We start from the raw sequence: 19405 nt of genomic DNA on the forward strand, positions 1-19405 counted from the left end.
CGGCTGCTCGGCCGGACCGGCTGCGCGGTGTCGATCGCGTGGTGCCGGGCCGTCCGGCGGGCGCCTGCCCGCCCTGATGGATACCGTCTACGCCTGGTCCGGGCGGCCGGTTCCGGTGCCCGCGGCGCTGAGGGCGGCGCGCAGCCGGGCCTCGTCGACGCGCCAGTAGTCGTGCTGGACACCGTCGATCAGTGTGACGGGGATCATGTCCCAGTAGGCGCGCTGGTCCTCCGCGGAGGAGGTGATGTCCCGCTCTTCGAAGGTCACGCCGAGGTCGGCGGCCACCCGCCGGATGACCGCGCGGGCCTCGTCGCACAGGTGGCACCCGGGCTTGCCGAGCAGCGTGATCACATGTTCTGAGCCGGGCATGCGCCAACCATATCGGGGGCCCGCGGGCCGGATGGGCGGGCGGCGGGCTGGGGGACCGCTGGAGGTCCGGTGGCGATCGGCTGGTGGTGCGGGGCCAGGGGGGCGGGCGGACGTGACGTCGCCAAAGAGCGTGATCGGCGTGGGAATCACCCCGACGACCAGGGGTGGCGAGGATCACAGGGGCGGGGGCGGATCCGGGACCGGCACCCCTACCTGGGAAGGTTGGGACCCGAGAGAAGGCGCTCGCACTTTGTGCATGGCTTCACAAAGGTACTAACCTGGATGCCTGCGCCCTTCCCGACATCCGTCGCAACCGCGGCCGAGGCGCACCGGCCGCCCATCCCCTGGAGTTACGGCCAAAGTGACCCGCCGTCCGTCCCAAGCGCGTGAACGTGGCATACCCGACGCGACCGTCGCGCGGTTGCCGCTCTACCTTCGCGCCCTCAACGGACTGGCCGAGCGGGGGATCGCCACCGTGAGCTCGGAGGACCTGGCGGTGGCCGCCGGGGTGAACTCCGCCAAGCTCCGCAAGGACCTGTCGCACCTGGGTTCCTACGGCACCCGCGGGGTCGGCTACGACGTGCAGTACCTGATCTACCAGATCTCCCGGGAACTGGGGCTGACCCAGGACTGGGCGGTCGCGATCGTCGGCCTGGGCAACCTCGGGCGGGCGCTCGCCAACTACGGCGGGTTCGTCTCGCGGGGGTTCCGGGTGGCGGCGCTGTTCGACGCCGACGCCTCCGTGGTCGGCGAGCACCTGGTCGGGATGGCGGTGGACCACATCGACGATCTTGAGGCCGTGATCGGCGGTCGCGGGGTCTCCATCGTGGTGATCGCCACCCCCGCCTCGGCCGCCCAGCAGGTGGCCGATCGGGTCATCGCCGCCGGGATCACGAGTATCTTGAACTTCGCCCCCGTCGTGCTGACCGTGCCTGACGGAGTCGATGTTCGCAAGGTCGATCTGTCGACCGAACTCCAGATCCTGGCGTTCCATGAGCAACGCAAAGCGGATCGTGAGACAGGGAGCCCGATGATGGCCGAGGCGATGGACGCATGAGTCTTCTCGCGATTGGACTCAGCCACCGGACGGCCCCGGTGGCACTGCTGGAGCGCGTCGCGGTGTCCGGGGACGCCCTGGTCAAGCTGCTGCACGACGTGAACGCCGACACGCACGTCGCGGAGACCATGATCGTCTCCACCTGTAACCGCGTGGAGATCTACACCGAGGTCGACCGCTTCCACGGCGGCGTGACCGCGGTGACCGCCATGCTCGCCGCGCACTCCGGGGTCCCGCAGGATCAGCTCACCCCCCACCTGTACGTGCACTACGAGGACCAGGTGGTCGAGCACCTGTTCACCGTGGCCTGCGGTCTGGACGCGATGGTGGTCGGCGAGGGGCAGATCCTCGGCCAGGTGCGCCAGTCGCTGCGTCTGGCCCAGGAGCAGGGCACGGCCGGCACGATCCTCAACGAGCTCGCCCAGCAGGCGCTGCGCGTCGGCAAGCGCGCCCACTCCGAGACCGACATCGACCGGGCGGGCGCCTCGCTGGTCGGCGTGGGCCTGTCCCTGGCCGAGGGCGTTCTCGGCCCGCTGGCCGGCCGCCGCGCGCTCGTGGTGGGCGCGGGTTCGATGAGCGCCCTGTCCGCGGCCACCCTGGTCCGGGCCGGCGTCACCGACATCGTGGTGGCCAACCGCACATTCGAACGCGCCGCCCGGCTGGCCCGCGGCATCGGCGGCCGGGCCGTCGAGCTGGCGGACGTCGAGGCCGAGCTGTCCGGTGCGGACATCGTCATCTCCTGCATCGGAGCCGGCGGCGTGGTCATCGGCGCCGACATGGTGGCGAGGGCGGAGCGCCGCGGGCCGTTGTTCCTGCTCGACCTGGCGCTCCCGCACGACGTGGACCCGGGTGTTCGGGCGCTGCCCGGCGTCACGCTGGTCGACCTCGAGTCCATGCAGGAGGCCGGGCTCGGCCGGACGGGCGCCGAGGGGGACGCGGCCCGCGCGGCGGACGCGGCCCGGGCGATCGTCGCCGAGGAGGTCGGGGACTTCCTGCGGGCGGAGCGGGCGGCCCGGGTGACGCCGACGGTGGTGGCGCTGCGCGCCATGGCGGCCGACGTCGTCGAGGCCGAGCTCGGCCGGCTGGTGACCCGGCTGCCGGAGATCGACCCGCGGATGCGGGGTGAGATCACCCAGACCGTACAGCGGGTGGTGGACAAGTTGCTCCACGAGCCGACCGTGCGTGTCAAGCGGTTGGCGGCATCCCCGGCGGGCGATCATTATGCTGAGGCGCTGCGCGAGCTGTTCGCTCTTGATCCCAAGGTGCCCGAGGCGGTGACCAGAGCCGGCGCGGCCGAGGTCGAGACCGGCCCGGCCGGCGAGGAGGAGGCATGACCGAGGGCCCTGCGCCCGGCGTGGGCGGCGCCCTGCGGCTCGGCACCCGCCGCAGCCTGATGGCGACCACCCAGTCCGGCCTGGTGGCCGACCGGCTGACCGCCCGCACCGGGCGGGAGGTGGAACTGGTCGGCGTCACGACCTTCGGCGACGTCACCAAGGCGCACCTCGCCCAGCTCGGCGGTACCGGGGTGTTCGTCAGCGCCCTGCGCGACCGGCTGATCGACGGCGACATCGACTTCGCGGTGCACTCGCTCAAGGACCTGCCCACCCAGCCGGACCCCCGGGTGGTGATCGCGGCGATCCCGCCGCGCGACGACCCGCGGGACGCGCTGGTCGGCCGGGCGAAGCTCGCCGACCTGCCGCCGGGCGCCAGGGTCGGCACCGGCTCCCCGCGCCGGGTGGCCCAGCTGCGCGCGCTGCGTCCCGACCTCGACTACGTTCCGATCCGCGGCAACGCCGACACGCGGATCGGCAAGATCGCCGCAGGCGAGCTGCACGCGGTCGTGCTGGCCGCGGCGGGCCTGGGGCGGATCGGCCGAACGGCCGAGGTCGCCCAGCTCTTCGAGATCGAGGAGATGCTGCCGGCCCCCGGCCAGGGCGCCCTCGCCGTGGAGTGCCGGGCCGGCGACGCCCGGATGATCGAACTGCTGGCCGTGCTCGACGACCGGCGCACCCGGTCGGCGGTGACCGCCGAACGCGTGGTGCTCGCCGCCCTGGAGGCGGGCTGCAGCGCGCCGGTAGGTGCGTACGCCGTCGATGACGGGCACATTCTCAACCTGACCGCCACCGTGGTCGCCCTCGACGGCACGCGGTCGGTGCGCACGTCCACCGCCGGTGACCCATCGGCCGCCATGGAGCTGGGTCGCGACCTCGCGGCCACCATGATCGCCGAGGGTGCCGGCACGTTGATGGGGGAGCGGACCCATTGAGCTCCGGTAGCAAGACCAGCAAGATCGCCGGCGCCGGCACGGCCCCGGTGGAACAACCGCGCCCGGCGGCGGCCCCGGCCGAACAGGAACGCCCGGCGGCCGCCCGGGTTGAGCAGGCGCAACCGGCGCCCCCCGGTCCGGACGAGGGCCGCCGGGCCCGCGCCGGGTTCGTCGCGTTCGTGGGTGCCGGCCCCGGCGACGAGAACCTCCTCACGCTGCGCGGTGCCGACCTGCTCGCCCGGGCCGATGTCGTGCTGCTGGACCGGGAGGCGCACGGCACCATGCTGCGCCACTGCTCCGACCGGGTGAAGGTGGTCGACATCTCCGGCGATCCGGGCGTGACACCGCTCTCGGCGGTCCAGGAGGCCCGGAACGGCTCGACGGTCGTGCGCCTGTGCGCGGGCGACCCCGGGTTCTTCTCCTCGGTGACCGATGAGGTCGCCGCCTGCGCCAAGGCGGGCGTGGAGTTCGAGATCGTGCCGGGCGTGCCGCCCGCGACGGCGGTGCTCACCTACGCGGGCATCGCCCCGGCCGCCGCGGTCCCGGAGTTCCGCGTGGTGGACGCCGCCCAGGTGACCGACTGGTCCGAGCAGGCCGGCCGCCCCGGCACCATGGTCATATACAACGGCGTCGCCGACGCGGTGCCGATCGCCAAGGCCCTCATCGCGGCCGGCTGCCCGGACTCGACCCCGGTGGCGGTGACCCAGAGCGGCACCACCACCGAGCAGTACACCGTGGTTTCGTCGCTCGGCCGGCTGGCCCCCGACCTCAAGCACGCGGGCATCGCCGAGCCGGCTCTGATCATCGTCGGGGACGCGGTGGGCACCCGGGACCGCCTGTCGTGGTTCGAGAGCAAGCCGCTGTTCGGCTGGCGGGTGCTGGTCCCGCGGACCAAGGAGCAGTCGGCCGGCCTGTCCGACCAGCTCCGCTCGTACGGCGCGGTGCCGGAGGAGGTGCCGACGATCTCCGTGGAGCCGCCGCGCACCCCCCAGCAGATGGACCGCGCGATCAAGGGTTTGGTGACCGGCCGGTACGAGTGGGTCGCGTTCACCTCGTCCAACGCGGTCAAGGCGATCCGCGAGAAGTTCGAGGAGTACGGCCTGGACGCCCGGGCGTTCGCCGGGCTGAAGGTGGCGGCGGTCGGCGAGGCGACGGCCCGCGCGCTGGTGGAGTTCGGCGTCAAGCCCGACCTGGTGCCGGTGGGCGAGCATTCCTCGGAGGGCCTGCTGGCCGAGTGGCCGCCGTACGACTCGATGCTGGACCCGATCAACCGGGTGCTGCTGCCGCGTGCCGACATCGCGACCGAGACGCTCATCGCCGGGCTGACCGAGCTCGGCTGGGAGTGCGACGACGTGACCGCCTACCGCACGGTACGCGCCGCGCCGCCCCCGGCCCCGATCCGCGAGGCGATCAAGGGCGGCGGTTTCGACGCGGTGCTGTTCACCTCCTCCAGCACGGTGCGCAACCTGGTCGGCATCGCCGGCAAACCGCACAACGTCACGGTGATCGCGGCCATCGGGCCACAGACCGCCAGGACCGCGCAGGAGTTCGGGCTGCGGGTCGACATCATGGCCGAGCAGCCGTCGGCTTCGGCGCTGGCCGCGGCGCTGGCCGAGTACGGCGCCGGGCAACGCCAGGCGGCGCTGGCCGCCGGCGATGTCCCCCGGCGGCCGTCGCAGACGCGCAGGGGGGCCCGCCGCCGGGCCAGATGACCCACCGCCCACCAGAGCCCCGCCGCCGCGGCCGGCCACTCGCGCGGTCCCGGCGCCGGGAAGAGGGAGTGATGATGAGCAACGCGGAGTTCCCGGTCGCGCGGCCCCGCCGGCTGCGCCGGACCGCGCCGATCCGCCGCATGGTGGCCGGCACCCGGCTGCACCCGGCCGAGCTGGTGCTGCCGGTGTTCGTGAAGGAAGGGCTGACCGACCCGCGGCCGGTCGCCTCGATGCCCGGGGTGGTGCAGCACACCCGCGACTCGCTGCGCAAGGCCGCGCACGAGGCGGTCGAGGCGGGCGTGGGAGCCCTCATCGTGTTCGGCGTCCCGGCCGTCAAGGACGCCCGGGGCTCGGCGGGTGACGACCCCGACGGCATCACCCAGCTGGCGCTCGGCGACCTGCGCGCCGACCTCGGCGACGCCATCGTGATCATGAGTGACACCTGCCTGGACGAGTACACCGACCACGGCCACTGCGGCGTGCTGACCGAGGACGGCGAGGTGGACAACGACGCCACGCTGGAGCGCTACGCGGCGGTGGCGGTGGCGCAGGCGGCGGCCGGCGCCCAGGTGGTCGCGCCGAGCGGCATGATGGACGGCCAGGTCGCCGCGATCCGCGCCGCGCTGGACGGCAACGGGTTCCCGCACATCCCGATCCTGGCCTACTCCGCCAAGTACGCCTCCGGCTTCTTCGGCCCGTTCCGGGAGGCAGCCGAGTGCGCCCCGCGCTTCGGCGACCGCAACGCCTACCAGCAGGATCCGGCGGGCCCGGTGGGCGAGGCGCTGCGCGAGGTGCGGCTGGACCTGGCCGAGGGCGCGGACGCGGTGATGGTCAAGCCCGCGCTGCCCTACCTGGACATCGTGCGGCAGGTGCGCGACACCGTGGACGTGCCGGTGGCGGCCTACCAGGTGAGCGGCGAGTACGCCATGGTCGAGGCGGCGGCGGCGAACGGCTGGCTGGACCGCGACCGGGTGATCATGGAGAGCCTGCTGGCGATCCGCCGGGCCGGCGCGGACATGATCCTCACCTACTGGGCTACGGAGGTGGCCAGAAAACTATCCTGACGGGTCATTTCCGGGGGTGTCGTCACCTCTCTCCCCGGCCGTCAGGCATCATCGGGGAAAGGCAGGGTGGGGGAGGAACACGATGGTGGGGGTATCACTTTCGGCTCGCCGGGCGAGGCGGCGCGGCCGATCCCATGAAGAAAGCCAGACGATCACGTCGGTGCTGGAGTACGCCGCGCTGGGCTGGGCCGGCTGCCCGGGCGCCCATCCGCTGCGGGAGGGCCGGCGTGCCTGCTCGTGCGACCGGGTCGGCTGTCCCGAGCCGGGCGCCCATCCGGTGTCGCCGGCCTGGCAGATGATGGCGACGACCGATCCGGCGCTGCTGACCCGCTGGTGGGAGCAGGCTCCCGAGGCCAACGTCGTGCTGCCCACCGGGCGGGTGTTCGACGTCTTCGACGTGCCGGCCGAGGCCGGCCACGCCGCGCTGGCCATGATGGACAGGTCCGGCTTCGCGTCCGGTCCGGTGGCCGAGGGCGGCGGCCGGGTGCTGTTCCACGTGGCCACCCGCGGGGCGCCCGAGGACGAGGACGAGTGGTGGAGCTGCCACCTGGACTGCGGGCCGGAGACCATCGACGAGACGCCGGGGCTGCGCTGGCACTGCCGGGACAGCTACGTGCTGGCCCCGCCGTCGGCGCTGCCGGACGGCACCCGGATGCGCTGGCTGCGGCCGCCGGACGGGCGGCCGCTGCCCGACCCGCTGCACGTGCTGGACCGGCTCGCCGACACCTGCGAGTGATCGCCGGCCGCCCAGGTCCCGGCGGGCCCGCGCCCGGCCCGGACTAACCTGGACGGGTGAGCCGAACCAAGATCTCTCAGGACCTGTTCGAGCGTGCCCGCGCCGTGGTGCCGGGCGGGGTCAACTCCCCGGTGCGCGCCTTCGGCGCCGTCGGCGGCACCCCGAGGTTCATGGTGTCGGGCGAAGGGCCGTACATCACCGACGCCGACGGCAACCGCTACGTCGACCTGGTCTGCTCCTGGGGGCCGATGATCCTCGGCCACCGGCATCCGGCGGTGGTGGCGGCGGTGGCCGAGGCGCTGTCCCACGGCATGTCGTTCGGCACCGCCACGCCCGGCGAGGTCGAGCTGGCCGAGGAGATCATCTCGCGGGTGGCCCCGGTGGAGCGGGTCCGCCTGGTGAGTTCCGGCACCGAGGCCACCATGTCGGCGGTACGGCTCGCGCGCGGGTTCACCGGCCGTTCGCGGATCGTCAAGTTCGCCGGCTGCTATCACGGTCACGTGGACGCCCTGCTCGCCTCGGCCGGTTCCGGCGTGGTCACCTTCGGGCTGCCGGACACTCCCGGCGTGACCGGCGCGTCGGCCGCCGACACGATCGTCCTGCCCTACAACTCGCCGGACGCGGTGACCGAGGCGTTCGCCGCGTACGGCGGCGAGATCGCCGCCGTGATCACCGAGGCGTGCCCGGCGAACATGGGCGTGGTGCCGCCGGTCCCCGGCTTCAACGCCCTGCTGCGGGAGCTGTGCACGGCGCACGGCGCCCTGCTGATCGTGGACGAGGTGCTCACCGGCTTCCGGGTGTCGCCGGCCGGCTGGTACGGCCTGGACCCGGTGGCGGCCGACCTGATGACCTTCGGCAAGGTGATGGGCGGCGGCCTGCCCGCGGCGGCGTTCGGCGGGCGCGCCGAGATCATGGCCCGGCTGGCGCCGGAGGGTCCGGTCTACCAGGCGGGCACCCTGTCGGGAAATCCGCTGGCGTGCGCGGCGGGCCTGGCCACGCTGCGCGCCTGCGACGCGGAGGTGTACGACCGGGTGGACGCGGCGGCGCTGATCGTCGGCCGGGCCGCCTCCGACGCGCTGGCGGCGGCCGGGGTGCCGCACCGGCTGCAGCGGGCGGGCAATTTGTTCTCCGTCTTCTTCACCGCCGAGCCGGTCACCGACTTCGACGGCGCGCGCGGCCAGCACACCGAGGCCTACCGCGCCTTCTTCCACGCCATGCTCGATCAGGGCGTCTACCTGCCGCCTTCGGCGTACGAGGCGTGGTTCCTGTCCGCGGCGCACGACGAGGAGGCGCTGACCCGGATCGCCGACGCGCTGCCGGCGGCGGCCAAGGCGGCCGCGGCGGCGTCCTAGCGGCCTGGCGGAGATTCAGCGGGGCTGGGCGAGGGCGGCCGGCATCGTTTAGCATCGCTGTATGCTCGACCTTCATCGCCTGCGGGCGCTGCACGCGGTGGCCGTGCACGGTTCGGTGGGTGCCGCCGCCGAGGCGCTGCTGGTCACCCCGTCGGCGATCTCCCAGCAGATCTCCAAGCTGGAGCGGGAGACCGGTGCCCGGCTGATCGAGCGCAGCGGGCGCGGCGTACGGCTCACCGACGCGGCCGGGCTGCTCGCCGAGCACGCCGGGCGCATCCTGGCCCTGGTCGAGACCGCCGAGGCCGACTTCGAGGCGCTGCGCGGCGCGGTGGTCGGCCGGCTGTCCATGGCCGCCTTCCCCACCGCGGCCCGGGGGCTGCTGCCCGCCGCGCTCGTCGACCTGACCGCCCGCCATCCCGAGCTGGCGGTCACGCTGTCGGAGCGCGAGCCGGACCGGCTGGTCCGGGAGGTCGCCCGCGGCGAGAGCGACCTCGGCGTGGTGCAGGAGTGGATGAACCGGCCGATCGCCGTCCCGGATGGGCTGTCGCGGGCGGTGCTGCTGGACGACGTGGCCGACGCGCTGCTGCCCGCCGGTCACCCGCTGGCCGGCCGCCGGGAGCTGGACCTGGCCGAGCTGGCCGGCCAGCCGTGGATCAGCTCGGCGCCGGGCACGGTGTGCCACGACTGGCTGGTGTTCACGCTGCGCACCGCCGGTCTGGAGCCGGAGTTCTCCTGCCAGGCCGACGAGTACCAGACCCAGGTCGCCCTGGTGGCCGCCGGTCTCGGCGCGGCCATCGTGCCGCGGCTGGGCCGTGGCGTGCTGCCGCCGGAGGTGCGCGCCGTTCCGGTGCTGCCGCGGCCGACTCGGCGGATCTTCGCCATCTGGCGCACCGACGCGGCCCGGCGCCCGGCGATCCGCGCCGCGCTGGAGGCGCTGCGCCGGCTGAACCCGCCGGGCCTGCTCCGGGTCTCCCCGCAGGATGATCCGCCGCCGGTCGGGCCGCCGCGCCGCGTCCCGGCCGATCGGCACCAGTAGGCTGGTTCTGTCATGACTGATACCACCGTTGTCCATCTGCTGCGGCATGGCGAGGTCCACAACCCCCAGGGGGTGTTGTACGGCCGGCTGCCCGGCTACCACCTGTCGGAGAACGGCCGGGCGATGGCCGAGGTGGTGGCCAAGGCGCTCGCCGGCCGGGATGTCGTCGCGCTCTTCAGCTCGCCGCTGGAGCGCGCCCAGGAGACCGCGGCCCCGGTCGCCCAGGCGTTCGACCTGGAGATCCGCACCGACGAGCGGCTGACCGAGGCGGCCAACGTCTTCCAGGGCGTGGTGCTCGGCGGCATGTTCCGGGTGCCGGCCAGCTACCGCCACCTGTGGAACCCGGCGCGCCCGTCGTGGGGCGAGCCGTACATCGATGTGGTGCAGCGGATGCGGTCGGCCGTCGTCACCGCCCGCGCCGCGGCGCGTGGCCACGAGGTCGTGCTGGTGAGCCACCAGCTGCCGATCTGGATCCTCCGGCTGGCCGCCGAGCGGCGCCGGCTGTGGCATGATCCGCGGCGGCGGCAGTGCGGGCTGGCCAGCCTGACCACGCTGACCTTCGAGGACGACCGGCTGGCGAGCGTGGGCTACAGCGAGCCGGCGGGCGCGCTCATCAAACCCCCTAAACTGCACAAAACGACCAGACGACGCTGACCGGCGGATCGCCGCGCCCGGCGGGCGCCCCGGATTCGGTGGCGCGCCATCGGCTGGGTAGGGTTTGAAGCTCTACCGCCTGTAGTGCAAGGAGACCCAAGCTCCGTGTCCGCGAAGTCACGCGCCCTGGCCGCCCTGGTGCTCGCCATGACGGCCGTCGCGGGCTGCGCCGGGGATCCGGCCACCCAGCCGCGCTCCGGCGACACGCGCTATGTCGCCGGTGACGGCTCCATGCGCCTGTTCCCGGCGGCCGAACGCCGGCCGGCGCCCGAGGTGCGCGGGGAGACCCTGGAGGGCGCCGCCACCGACCTGGCCCGGCATCGGGGCGAGGTCGTGGTGCTCAACTTCTGGGCCTCCTGGTGCGCCCCCTGCCGCAGCGAGGCGCCGGTGCTCAAGGACGTCGCGGCCAGGACCGCGAACCGGGGGGTGCGGTTCATCGGCGTCGATTTCAAGGACGACCGCGCCCAGGCGCTGGCGTTCCAGCGCACCCAGCAACCCGGTTATCCGAGCATCTACGACCAGCCCGGGAAGGTCGCCCTGGCGTTCCGCGGCCTGGTGAACCCCGCGGCGATCCCCTCCACCCTGGTCATCGACCGGCAGGGCCGCGTCGCCGCCCGCGCCCTCGGCGAGGTGCGCTTCCAGCAACTGATGGACACCGTCACCAAGGTCGGCGATGAGAAGTGACCTCCCGCGCCGCCCGGCGGGCGGCGGCACGTGAGCGACCTCGCCGGCACCGTCGCGGCCGGCTCGCTCATCGTGGCGCTGCCGGTCGCGGTGGCGGCCGGGCTGGTCTCCTTCCTGTCGCCGTGCGTGCTGCCGCTGGTGCCCGGCTACCTGTCCTACGTCACCGGGATGAGCGCCGACCCGCGCCGCGGCCGGATGGTCGCCGGCGCCACGCTGTTCGTCCTCGGCTTCGCGATGGTCTTCGTGCTCGGCGGCGCGCTGTTCGGCGGGCTCGGCTCGCTGCTGCTCGGCAACGCCGAGGTGATCACCCGGGTGCTCGGCGCCCTTACGATCGTGCTCGGCCTGGCCTTCCTGGGCCTGCTGCCCGGGCTGCAGCGTGACGTGCGCGTCCACCGGCTGCCGGCCGCCGGCGTGGCCACCGCGCCGCTGCTCGGCGTGGTGTTCGGTCTCGGCTGGACGCCGTGCATCGGCCCGACGCTGTCGGCGGTGCTGTCGCTGTCGCTCGACCAGGCCAGCGCGGTGCGGGGCGCGGTGCTGGCGTTCGCCTACGCGCTCGGTCTGGGCCTGCCGTTCGTGCTGGCCGCGCTCGCCTACCGCCGGGCGCTGCGCGCCTTCGCGGTGGTCCGCCGCCATTCCCGGCTGGTCACCCGGATCGGCGGAGCGATGCTGGTCGCGGTCGGCCTGTTGCTGGTGACCGGCCTGTGGGGGCAGCTGATCGCCACCGTGCAGGGCTGGGCCGGCGGATTCGAGACGGTGATCTGATGACCTCCACCGAGGAAGTGCGGCCCGACCCGGTGCGCCCGGCCGGTCTGGGCCCGGCCGGCTGGCTGCGCTGGGCGTGGCGGCTGCTCACCTCTATGCGCACCGCGCTGATCCTGCTGTTCCTGTTCGCGATCGCCGCGGTGCCCGGCTCGCTGTTCCCCCAGCGGTCGATCAGCCCGGACCGGGTGGCCCAGTACTTCACCGACGATCCGGGCACCGCCCGCTGGCTGGACCGGCTCTGGCTGTTCGACGTCTACGCCTCGCCCTGGTTCGCCGCCACCTACCTGCTGCTGTTCCTGTCGCTCGCGGGCTGCGTGGTCCCCCGGGCGGCGGCCCACGCGCGCGAGCTGCGCCGCCCGCCGCCCGCCGCGCCGCGCAACCTGTCCCGGCTGCCCCGGCACGCCGAGTTCACCGCGCCCGGCGTCACCGCCGAGTCGGCCGCCACGCGGCTGCGCGCGATGCGGTTCCGCACGGTCACCGGCCCGGACTGGGTCGCCGGCGAGAAGGGCTACCTGCGCGAGTCGGGCAACCTGCTGTTCCACCTCGCCCTGCTGGCCCTGCTGGTCGCGGTCGGCGCGGGCGCGCTGTACGGCTACCGCGGCAACGTGCTCCTGGTGGAGGGCAACGGCTTCGCCAACACCGTCGCCGCCTACGACCGCTACATCCCCGGCCAGCGGGTGTCGGCCGACTCGCTGCAGCCGTTCTCCTTCACCCTGGACGACTTCCAGGCCACCTACGTGGCCGCCGGACAGCGGCGCGGCCAGCCGCTCGACTACTCGGCCCGGATCACCGTGGCCGACCGGCCCGGCGCGGCGGAGCGGCCCTACACGCTGCGGGTCAACGAGCCGCTGGACGTCGGTGGCACCCAGGCCTACCTGCTCGGTCACGGGTACGCCCCGACGTTCAAGGTGCTGGACGGCAAGGGCGAGGTCGCCTTCGACGGCCCGGTGCCGTGCCTGACCGCCGACCAGGCCACCTACACGTCCGAATGCGTGATCAAGGTGCCGGACGCCCGGCCGGAACAGCTCGGCTTCCTGGTGCGCTTCCTGCCCACCACGGTGCCCGCGCAGGACGGTACCTACGTTTCGGTGTTCCCCGGCGCGGCCAACCCGACCGCCCAGGTGTTCGCCTTCTCCGGTGATCTCGGCCTGGGATCCGGCCGGCCGCAGTCGGTGTACCGGCTGGAGACCGACCGGCTCAAGCCGCTGGTCATGGGAAACAAGACCAAGCCGCTGGCGGTGGGCGAGACGCTGGCGCTGCCGTCCGGCGCCGGATCCGTCCAGCTCACCGGGGTCCGCGAGTGGATCACCCTGCAGGTGGCCCACGACCCCGGCCGGGTTCCCGCGCTGGTGGCCGCCGGGCTGGCCGTGCTCGGGCTGGTCCTGTCGCTGACCGTCCGCCGCCGCCGCGTGTGGGTGCGGCTCGGCGCGCCGGGCGAGGGCGGGCCGCGGGCGGTCGAGGTCGGCGGGCTGACCCGCGACGAGGGCGGCGACGGGTTCGCCGAAGAGTTCTCCAGGGTCGTCACGGCCCTTCGAGGTCCGCGGGACGGCGCCGCCGCCGCGCGGGAAGGAGTGAAGGATGCCCACTGACCCGGGGCTCGCCACCACCAGCGACCAGCTGGTGCTGGCGGCCATCCTGCTGTACGTGGTCGCCATGATCGGCTACGCGCTCGACCTCGGCTTCGGCCGGGTGCGTTCCGCCGCCGTCCCGGCGCGCGAGCCGGTCCTGGCCGGCGGCCCCGGCGCGCCGGCCGAGCCCGCCGAGCCGCCCGCGCGGCCCGATCCGCCGCCGGCCTGGGCCGCCCGGGCGGGTACCGCCGCGGTGGTGCTGAGCTGGCTCGGCTGGGCCGCCAACCTCGGCGCGCTGGTCGCCCGCGGCGTCGCGGTCGGCCGCTGGCCGTGGGGCAACATGTACGAGTTCGTGGTCGCGATCAGCCTGGCCGCGATGACCGCCTTCCTGCTGATGCAGCCGCGCCGGCCGGTGCGGTTCATCGGCGCCTTCGTGTCGGTGGCGGCCGCCCTCTGTCTCGGCTTCGCGGTCCGCTACCTGCACGTCGACGCCGGGCCGGTGATCCCGGCGCTGAACTCCTACTGGATCGCCATCCACGTCAGCGCCGCGATCCTGGCCAGCGGCCTGTTCATCGTCGCCGGGGTGGCCGGACTGGTCTTCCTGGTCCGCGGGGACGGGCCGTCGCGGCTGCCGGGCCGGGTGGAGCTGGAGGCGATCGCGCACCGGGCCATCGTGGTGGCCTTCCCCATCTGGACGTTCGCCGTGATCGCCGGCGCGATGTGGGCGGACAAGGCGTGGGGCCGCTACTGGGGCTGGGACCCCAAGGAGGTGTGGGCGTTCATCACCTGGATCGCCTACGCCGCCTACCTGCACGCCAAGGCGACCGCCGGCTGGCGCGGCCGGGCGGCGACGATCGTGCAGCTGATCGCGTTCGCCTGCCTGATCTTCAACCTGGTGGGCGTGAACATCTTCATCCCCGGCCTGCACTCCTACGCCGAGGTGCCCTGACCGTCCCTGGTGCGCGAGGAGGCCCGGCCGCGCGGCGGCCGGCCGGGCGGCGGGGCGCGACGGCCCGGTCGTGCGGCTCCGGACGGCCGGTCGGGCCGGGGAGCCGGTCGGGCCGGGGAACCGGTAGGGCGGCCGGGACCAGGTCGGTCAGTCGTCCGGCCGGCGGATCCGCCGGTCGAGGTCGCGCAGGAAGTCGGGGTCGTCGTCCGGGCCGCGCGGGACGACGTGGCGGTTACGGTCGGGGCGGCCCGGGCGCCGGCCGCGCACGGCCTGGTCGCCGAGCGGACCGCCGAGCGGGCGGCCGAGCAGCAGCCACAGCATGCCGCCGAGGCCGGGCAGGAGCACGACGACGAGAACCCACAGGAGCTTGGGCAGGTTCCGCACGTCCTGCTCGGGCGAGGAGACGATGTCGAACAGGCAGTACAGCCAGAAGGCCAGCAGCGCCAGGCCGAGAAGCACGCTAGGCATGTCAGCAGCGTAAGCCATTCCGGGCCGGATCGTGTTTTGATCGTGTTTTGATCGCCTCACTGAGGGGACACCCCTAGGTCACCTTCCGCCCGGCGCGGCGTGACGGATGACGCCGCGGCCGCCGCCGTCGTACCTTTGACCGTGACCACCCTTGGACCGTGACCGCGGTTCGCCGACGGGAGAGGTGCGTGCCGATGTCCCCGCTCGCTCGGGCCCCGCGGCCGTCCAGTTGACGGCCCATTCCGGCGACAAGGGTCGCCACCGCAGAGGCCCGCGCTGGCGGCAGCGCGGGCGTTACGCGTTCCCCTACCGCGGCGACGGCCCGCGCGAGGGCGGGGCCGAGGGCGCGCCGGACGGCCGGCACCCGGAGAGCGCGCCGGAGCGGCGCGCCGAGCCGGGCCGGGATCCGTCCGCCGAAACCCGCCGCCGGCGGCTCCGCGACGGTTTCCGGGACGGCAGGGCCGAATCCTTCTGGGACGGTGAGTCGCGCGCCGACGCCCGCCGGGCGGTCACCGCTCCGGTGGTCGACCGGCCGCAGTACATCTGGCGCGACTTCGAGCTGGCGGACGAGGCGCCGCTGGCGCAGCCGAACTCGCCCGACACCCCCGATCTCGGTGACGGGCTGCGGCACTGCGGCCCGCTGGAGCAGATCCTGCACCGCCAGTGGGACGCCGCCGAGGGCCCGCCGTCGGCGGACGTGGTGCGCGCCGTGGACAGCCTGGCGCGGCTGCCGGACCGGCTGAAGTCGCTGCTGGCGGTCGGGCTGGACGGTATCTACGTAGGCGCCGGGGGCGTGCCCGACCTGGACGACATGGGGTACCTGCGCGGCGCGCCGCTGCCGTCCGGCCGGGCGACCTGGGACGTGTGCGCCGGCGCGTACGGCGACCGCAAGATCGTGGTGGGCGACCGGCCGTCGCCGACTCCGGACGTGATGATGCACGAGACCGGGCACGCGCTGGACGACATCGACGCGGCCGCGGGCGAATGGGTCTCCGACTCCGCGGAGTTCGTCGCGCTGTACGAGGAGTGCCGGCCGCTGTTCGCCTCGGCGTTCCACGAGCAGCCGGGCGGGCTGGGCCGCAAGGAGTTCTTCGCCGACGCGTTCGCCGCCATCGCCTCGCGGCAGCGTCCGGCTCTGGTCGACATGCTGAACGGGGACACCCGCGCCGCGCTCAATGTCATGCTGTTCTTCAACCGGCGCTACGGAATCTAGGTGATCGGGCCATGTACGCCATCCGGCTCCCGGACGGGAGGCTGCGGATACCGCAGACGCTCACCAGCGAAGACGGCCGGCTGCTCGGCAACGCTTATGTGGAGATCGCGCCGACCGACCCCGACTATGAACGGTGGCTGCCCGGGGCGATCACCGAGGAGCAGGCGGCCGAGCGGCGCCGGCGCTGGCGGGACGAGAACGACGAACTGGAGCGGGAGTTCCTGGCCTTCAAGGAGTCCCAGGCCGGTTCGGACCGCTGAGCGCGCTCCCGGCAGCCGGACGGGCCCGGCCGGCAAGCCCCGCAGAACGGGACCGAAAAAGTCTTTAAGGACGCCCGGAAAAAGAACAGTGACCCTGCGGCTTCCGGGAGGCACGCAGGATCACCGGATGGAACGCGTCCGCGCCGGGCTCACCTGGCCCCGCGCCGGGCGCGGGGGGCGGTGCTCACGGCGGTGTGTCACACGCGGGGTGTGTCACACGCGCGGGGAGTCGCCACTCGACCGGTCGGCCGTGAGGACCTCCTCGCCGCGCAGGAGGGCGTGCACTTCCGACTCGCGGAAACGCCGGTGCCCTCCGGGGGTGCGGATGCTGCTGATGCGCCCTGCCGCCGCCCAGCGTGTCACCGTTTTCGGATCGACCCGGAAGAGGGCGGCAACCTCTCCGGGAGTCAGCAGACGTTCGCTGCTACTCTCCACAATCTCTCCCCCTCGCGTCCCGCATCCCTGAAGGCGGGCGGACAGGTATCCAGTTTGCCGAGCAAAAACTGATATATCCCCGCATTACATCGGAAGATCACGGGGCGTTATCAGCTGACTGCCCGTTTGTTATATGATAGAGCCTCTTTGGGGCGCTCGTGGGTGTTTCTTTACAAAAGCGCCGTGTTGGGAACACTAGCAGTGCTCGCTCCCGATGCGAAGTGAGCGCAGTAAAGCTCCCGACCGAAATCGGCCTCCTGGCCTTGGGCGGGCGGTAGACCGCTCCACGGGCAGGTGACGTAACCTCGACGTTGTGCGACCGTTTCTCGTTTACACCGCGTCACGGCTCGGTCTGTTCGCCGTCACCTTCGGCGTGCTCTATCTGATCGGCCTTCACGACGTCTTCTGGTTGCTGGTGGTCAGCCTCGTGGTGAGCGGCGTGGCCAGCTACGTGCTTCTGTCGAAGCAGCGGGACGCGGTGAGTGAGCGGATCAGCAAGGGCCGCGAGCGTTAGGAACCGGAACATGCCGACCCGGGCATGGTACTCGGGTCGGACGTGCCAGGTGTCGCTTCCGCCGAGAAGACCGGGGTTACCGACCGAAACCCCAGGGGGCGCGACCACGGTGGTCACGGCGGGCCGCACTAAGCTGGGCGCCATGACGCGTGCAACCCTGGACAAACAGCCGCACGAGGTCGCGGCGATGTTCGACCGCACGGCCCGGCGCTACGACCTCGTCAACGATGTCATCTCGCTCGGGCAGCACCGGCTGTGGCGCCGCGCCACCGCCGCCGCGGTCGACGCCGGTCCGGGCGAGCTCGTCCTCGACCTCGCGGCCGGCACCGGCACCTCCACCGACGCCTTCACCGGCCTCGGCGCCCGGGCGATCGCCTGTGACTTCTCGCTCGGCATGTTGCGCACCGGCGTGCGCAAGCGGGGCGGTTCGGGCCTTTCCGGGGGAGGCGTGCGCGGCGTCACCTTCGTGGCGGGTGACGCGCTGAAACTTCCATTCCCCGACGACACCTTCGACGCGGTGACGATCTCGTTCGGGCTGCGCAACGTCAACGACACCGCCGGCGCGCTCGGCGAGATGCTCCGGGTGACCCGGCCCGGCGGGCGGCTGGTGGTGTGCGAGTTCTCCCGGCCGGTGTTCGGCCCGTTCGACCTCGTCTACACCGAGTACCTGATGAGGCTGCTGCCGGTGGTCACCCGGGTGGTGAGCTCCAACCCCGACTCCTACGAGTACCTCGCCGAGTCGATCCGGGCCTGGCCCGGTCAGGCGGAGCTGGCGCGGCTGGTGGCCGCCGCCGGCTGGGGGCGGGTGGCGTGGCGCAATCTGTCCATGGGCATCGTCGCACTCCACCGCGCGGTGAAGCCGGGTGACGTCCGCCAGGCGGGCTCCATCTGACACCGGGCCGGAGAAAGGGCTAGACTTCCGCCGACAGTTTGTGAAGTTGTTCACAAAGGCACGAAGGCCCCACGACCCGAGGCCGACACCCAGGACAGGACAGGTCCCGTGAGCGAGTCAGCCGCCGCGGCGGACGCCGACGTCATCGTCGTCGGCGCCGGACCCGCGGGTTCGACCGCGGCCTTCTACCTCGCGCAGTCCGGATTCGACGTGCTGCTGCTGGAGAAGACCCGCTTCCCGCGCGAGAAGGTGTGCGGGGACGGGCTGACCCCGCGCGCCGTCAAGGAACTGATCGCCATGGGCGTCGACATCGACGCCCCCGGCTGGATCAGGAACAAGGGGCTGCGCGTGGTCGCGGCCGGCCGCCGGCTGGAGCTGGCCTGGCCGGAGCTGTCCAGCTACCCCGACTTCGGGCTGGTGCGCACCCGGCTCGACTTCGACCAGATCGTGGCCGGCACCGCCGAGCGGGCCGGCGTCACCCTGCTGCAGGGGGTCAACGTCACCGCCCCGGTGCTCGACCCGCGCAGCGGCCACGTGGTCGGTGTCACCGCCAAGAAGGACGGCGAGCCGGTCACCTACCGCTCGCGTCTGGTGGTCGCGGCGGACGGCAACTCCTCCCGGCTGTCGCTGGCCATGGGCCTGCACAAGCGCGACGACCGGCCGATGGGCGTGGCGGTGCGCACCTACTTCACCAGCCCCCGGCACGACGACGACTGGCTGGAGACCTGGCTGGAGCTGTGGGACACCGACGCCGACGGCGCCTCCCGGCTGCTGCCCGGCTACGGCTGGGTGTTCGGCGTGGGCGACGGCACCAGCAACGTCGGCCTCGGCCTGCTGAACACCAGCGCCGCCTTCCAGAACATCGACTACCGCGATCTGCTGCGCCGCTGGGTGAAGAACATGCCCTCGGAGTGGGGCTTCTCCGAGGCGAGCATGACCGGGCCGATCCGCGGCGCGGCGCTGCCCATGGCGTTCAACCGGCAGCCGCACTACGACCGGGGAATGCTGCTGGCCGGCGACTCCGGCGGCATGATCAACCCCTTCAACGGCGAGGGCATCGCCTACGCCATGGAGACCGGGCGGATCGCCGCCGACACCATCGCCTCGGCGCTGTCGGGGACCACGGCCGCGCACCGCGAGCGCGTGCTGCGCGGTTACCCCCGCACGCTCAAGGACGCCTACGGTGGTTACTACACTCTCGGGCGGCTGTTCGTCGAGGCGATCGGGAGACCGGGCGTCATGGGGTTCCTCACCAGGCACGGGCTGCCGCACCCGACGCTGATGCGGTTCGCGCTGAAGCTCCTTGGTAACCTCACCGACCGGCGGGGCGACGCGTCGGACCGGATCATCAACGCCCTGTCCAAGATCGCGCCACCGGCATGACACCGCACCCGGAACGAAGATCGATGATCGC

Annotated in this window: 21 protein-coding genes; 18 read left to right on the forward strand and 3 right to left on the reverse strand. The window is 73.2% G+C overall.

Features of this window, described 5'->3' with window-relative positions; genetic code table 11:
* Nucleotides 1–87 precede the first annotated feature (87 nt).
* Nucleotides 88–369, reverse strand: a complete 282-nt coding sequence (locus tag Sru01_RS31435) for a glutaredoxin family protein (protein WP_203993404.1) — start codon at nt 367–369, stop codon at nt 88–90.
* A 361-nt stretch (nt 370–730) separates the two neighbouring features.
* Here Sru01_RS31435 and Sru01_RS31440 point away from each other — a divergent pair, with 361 nt between their 5' ends.
* The 13 genes from Sru01_RS31440 to ccsA all read left to right on the forward strand — a co-directional run bounded on the left by Sru01_RS31440 (nt 731) and on the right by ccsA (nt 14209).
* A complete protein-coding gene (locus Sru01_RS31440; RefSeq protein WP_203993407.1) occupies nt 731–1426 on the forward strand; it encodes a redox-sensing transcriptional repressor Rex in 696 nt (231 codons plus the stop codon).
* Nucleotides 1423–2760 carry a glutamyl-tRNA reductase gene (locus Sru01_RS31445; protein ID WP_203993410.1) on the forward strand — a complete coding sequence of 446 codons (1338 nt, stop codon included), beginning with the start codon at nt 1423–1425 and terminating at the stop codon, nt 2758–2760. The genes Sru01_RS31440 and Sru01_RS31445 overlap by 4 nt, the downstream gene beginning before the upstream one ends.
* The gene (gene hemC, locus Sru01_RS31450) at nt 2757–3692 is read left to right on the forward strand and encodes a hydroxymethylbilane synthase (RefSeq protein ID WP_203993414.1); all 936 of its coding nucleotides are present in this window, start codon (nt 2757–2759) and stop codon (nt 3690–3692) included. The genes Sru01_RS31445 and hemC overlap by 4 nt, the downstream gene beginning before the upstream one ends.
* A gap of 179 nt (nt 3693–3871) precedes the next feature.
* Complete coding sequence (locus Sru01_RS31455) at nt 3872–5404, forward strand: bifunctional uroporphyrinogen-III C-methyltransferase/uroporphyrinogen-III synthase (RefSeq protein WP_203993492.1); 1533 nt, start codon at nt 3872–3874, stop codon at nt 5402–5404.
* Nucleotides 5405–5478: 74 nt separating this feature from the next.
* Nucleotides 5479–6468, forward strand: a complete 990-nt coding sequence (gene hemB, locus Sru01_RS31460) for a porphobilinogen synthase (RefSeq protein WP_203993416.1) — start codon at nt 5479–5481, stop codon at nt 6466–6468.
* 82 nt (nt 6469–6550) lie between these two features.
* A complete protein-coding gene (locus Sru01_RS31465; protein WP_203993418.1) occupies nt 6551–7204 on the forward strand; it encodes a bifunctional DNA primase/polymerase in 654 nt (217 codons plus the stop codon).
* Nucleotides 7205–7260: 56 nt separating this feature from the next.
* Nucleotides 7261–8556 carry a glutamate-1-semialdehyde 2,1-aminomutase gene (gene hemL, locus Sru01_RS31470; protein WP_203993420.1) on the forward strand — a complete coding sequence of 432 codons (1296 nt, stop codon included), beginning with the start codon at nt 7261–7263 and terminating at the stop codon, nt 8554–8556.
* Between the two features lie 61 nt (nt 8557–8617).
* Entirely contained in the window at nt 8618–9592 is a 975-nt protein-coding gene (locus tag Sru01_RS31475) for a LysR family transcriptional regulator (RefSeq protein WP_203993422.1), read from the forward strand.
* 12 nt (nt 9593–9604) lie between these two features.
* Nucleotides 9605–10246, forward strand: coding sequence for a histidine phosphatase family protein (locus Sru01_RS31480; protein ID WP_203993424.1), 642 nt, complete (start codon nt 9605–9607; stop codon nt 10244–10246).
* Between the two features lie 105 nt (nt 10247–10351).
* Complete coding sequence (locus tag Sru01_RS31485; protein WP_239137905.1) at nt 10352–10930, forward strand: TlpA family protein disulfide reductase; 579 nt, start codon at nt 10352–10354, stop codon at nt 10928–10930.
* A 30-nt stretch (nt 10931–10960) separates the two neighbouring features.
* Nucleotides 10961–11692, forward strand: coding sequence for a cytochrome c biogenesis CcdA family protein (locus tag Sru01_RS31490; RefSeq protein ID WP_203993426.1), 732 nt, complete (start codon nt 10961–10963; stop codon nt 11690–11692).
* The gene (resB, locus tag Sru01_RS31495) at nt 11692–13281 is read left to right on the forward strand and encodes a cytochrome c biogenesis protein ResB (protein WP_203993429.1); all 1590 of its coding nucleotides are present in this window, start codon (nt 11692–11694) and stop codon (nt 13279–13281) included. The genes Sru01_RS31490 and resB overlap by 1 nt, the downstream gene beginning before the upstream one ends.
* On the forward strand, nt 13271–14209 hold the full coding sequence (ccsA, locus tag Sru01_RS31500) for a cytochrome c biogenesis protein CcsA (RefSeq protein ID WP_203993435.1): 939 nt from the start codon (nt 13271–13273) through the stop codon (nt 14207–14209). The genes resB and ccsA overlap by 11 nt, the downstream gene beginning before the upstream one ends.
* Before the next feature lie 147 nt (nt 14210–14356).
* On the opposite strand, the gene Sru01_RS31505 is transcribed toward ccsA, so the two are convergent.
* Nucleotides 14357–14677 carry a PLDc N-terminal domain-containing protein gene (locus Sru01_RS31505; RefSeq protein WP_203993438.1) on the reverse strand — a complete coding sequence of 107 codons (321 nt, stop codon included), beginning with the start codon at nt 14675–14677 and terminating at the stop codon, nt 14357–14359.
* 229 nt (nt 14678–14906) lie between these two features.
* Between Sru01_RS31505 and Sru01_RS31510 the strand changes: the two genes are divergently transcribed.
* Both Sru01_RS31510 and Sru01_RS31515 read left to right on the forward strand, forming a co-directional pair.
* Nucleotides 14907–15890 carry a hypothetical protein gene (locus Sru01_RS31510; protein WP_203993441.1) on the forward strand — a complete coding sequence of 328 codons (984 nt, stop codon included), beginning with the start codon at nt 14907–14909 and terminating at the stop codon, nt 15888–15890.
* Between the two features lie 11 nt (nt 15891–15901).
* The gene (locus Sru01_RS31515; RefSeq protein WP_203993443.1) at nt 15902–16150 is read left to right on the forward strand and encodes a hypothetical protein; all 249 of its coding nucleotides are present in this window, start codon (nt 15902–15904) and stop codon (nt 16148–16150) included.
* Nucleotides 16151–16363: 213 nt separating this feature from the next.
* Here Sru01_RS31515 and Sru01_RS31520 read toward each other — a convergent pair whose 3' ends face one another.
* The gene (locus tag Sru01_RS31520; protein ID WP_203993445.1) at nt 16364–16585 is read right to left on the reverse strand and encodes a BldC family transcriptional regulator; all 222 of its coding nucleotides are present in this window, start codon (nt 16583–16585) and stop codon (nt 16364–16366) included.
* Nucleotides 16586–16898: 313 nt separating this feature from the next.
* Here Sru01_RS31520 and Sru01_RS31525 point away from each other — a divergent pair, with 313 nt between their 5' ends.
* The 3 genes from Sru01_RS31525 to Sru01_RS31535 all read left to right on the forward strand — a co-directional run bounded on the left by Sru01_RS31525 (nt 16899) and on the right by Sru01_RS31535 (nt 19374).
* A complete protein-coding gene (locus tag Sru01_RS31525) occupies nt 16899–17099 on the forward strand; it encodes a DUF4229 domain-containing protein (protein ID WP_203993447.1) in 201 nt (66 codons plus the stop codon).
* Between the two features lie 142 nt (nt 17100–17241).
* Nucleotides 17242–17991 (forward strand): demethylmenaquinone methyltransferase, encoded by a 750-nt coding sequence (locus Sru01_RS31530; protein WP_203993449.1) that lies wholly within the window; start codon nt 17242–17244, stop codon nt 17989–17991.
* Nucleotides 17992–18099: 108 nt separating this feature from the next.
* Nucleotides 18100–19374, forward strand: a complete 1275-nt coding sequence (locus Sru01_RS31535) for a geranylgeranyl reductase family protein (protein ID WP_203993451.1) — start codon at nt 18100–18102, stop codon at nt 19372–19374.
* Nucleotides 19375–19405 lie beyond the last annotated feature (31 nt).

This window comes from Sphaerisporangium rufum (genome assembly GCF_016863395.1).
Taxonomy (GTDB): Bacteria; Actinomycetota; Actinomycetes; order Streptosporangiales; family Streptosporangiaceae; genus Sphaerisporangium; species Sphaerisporangium rufum.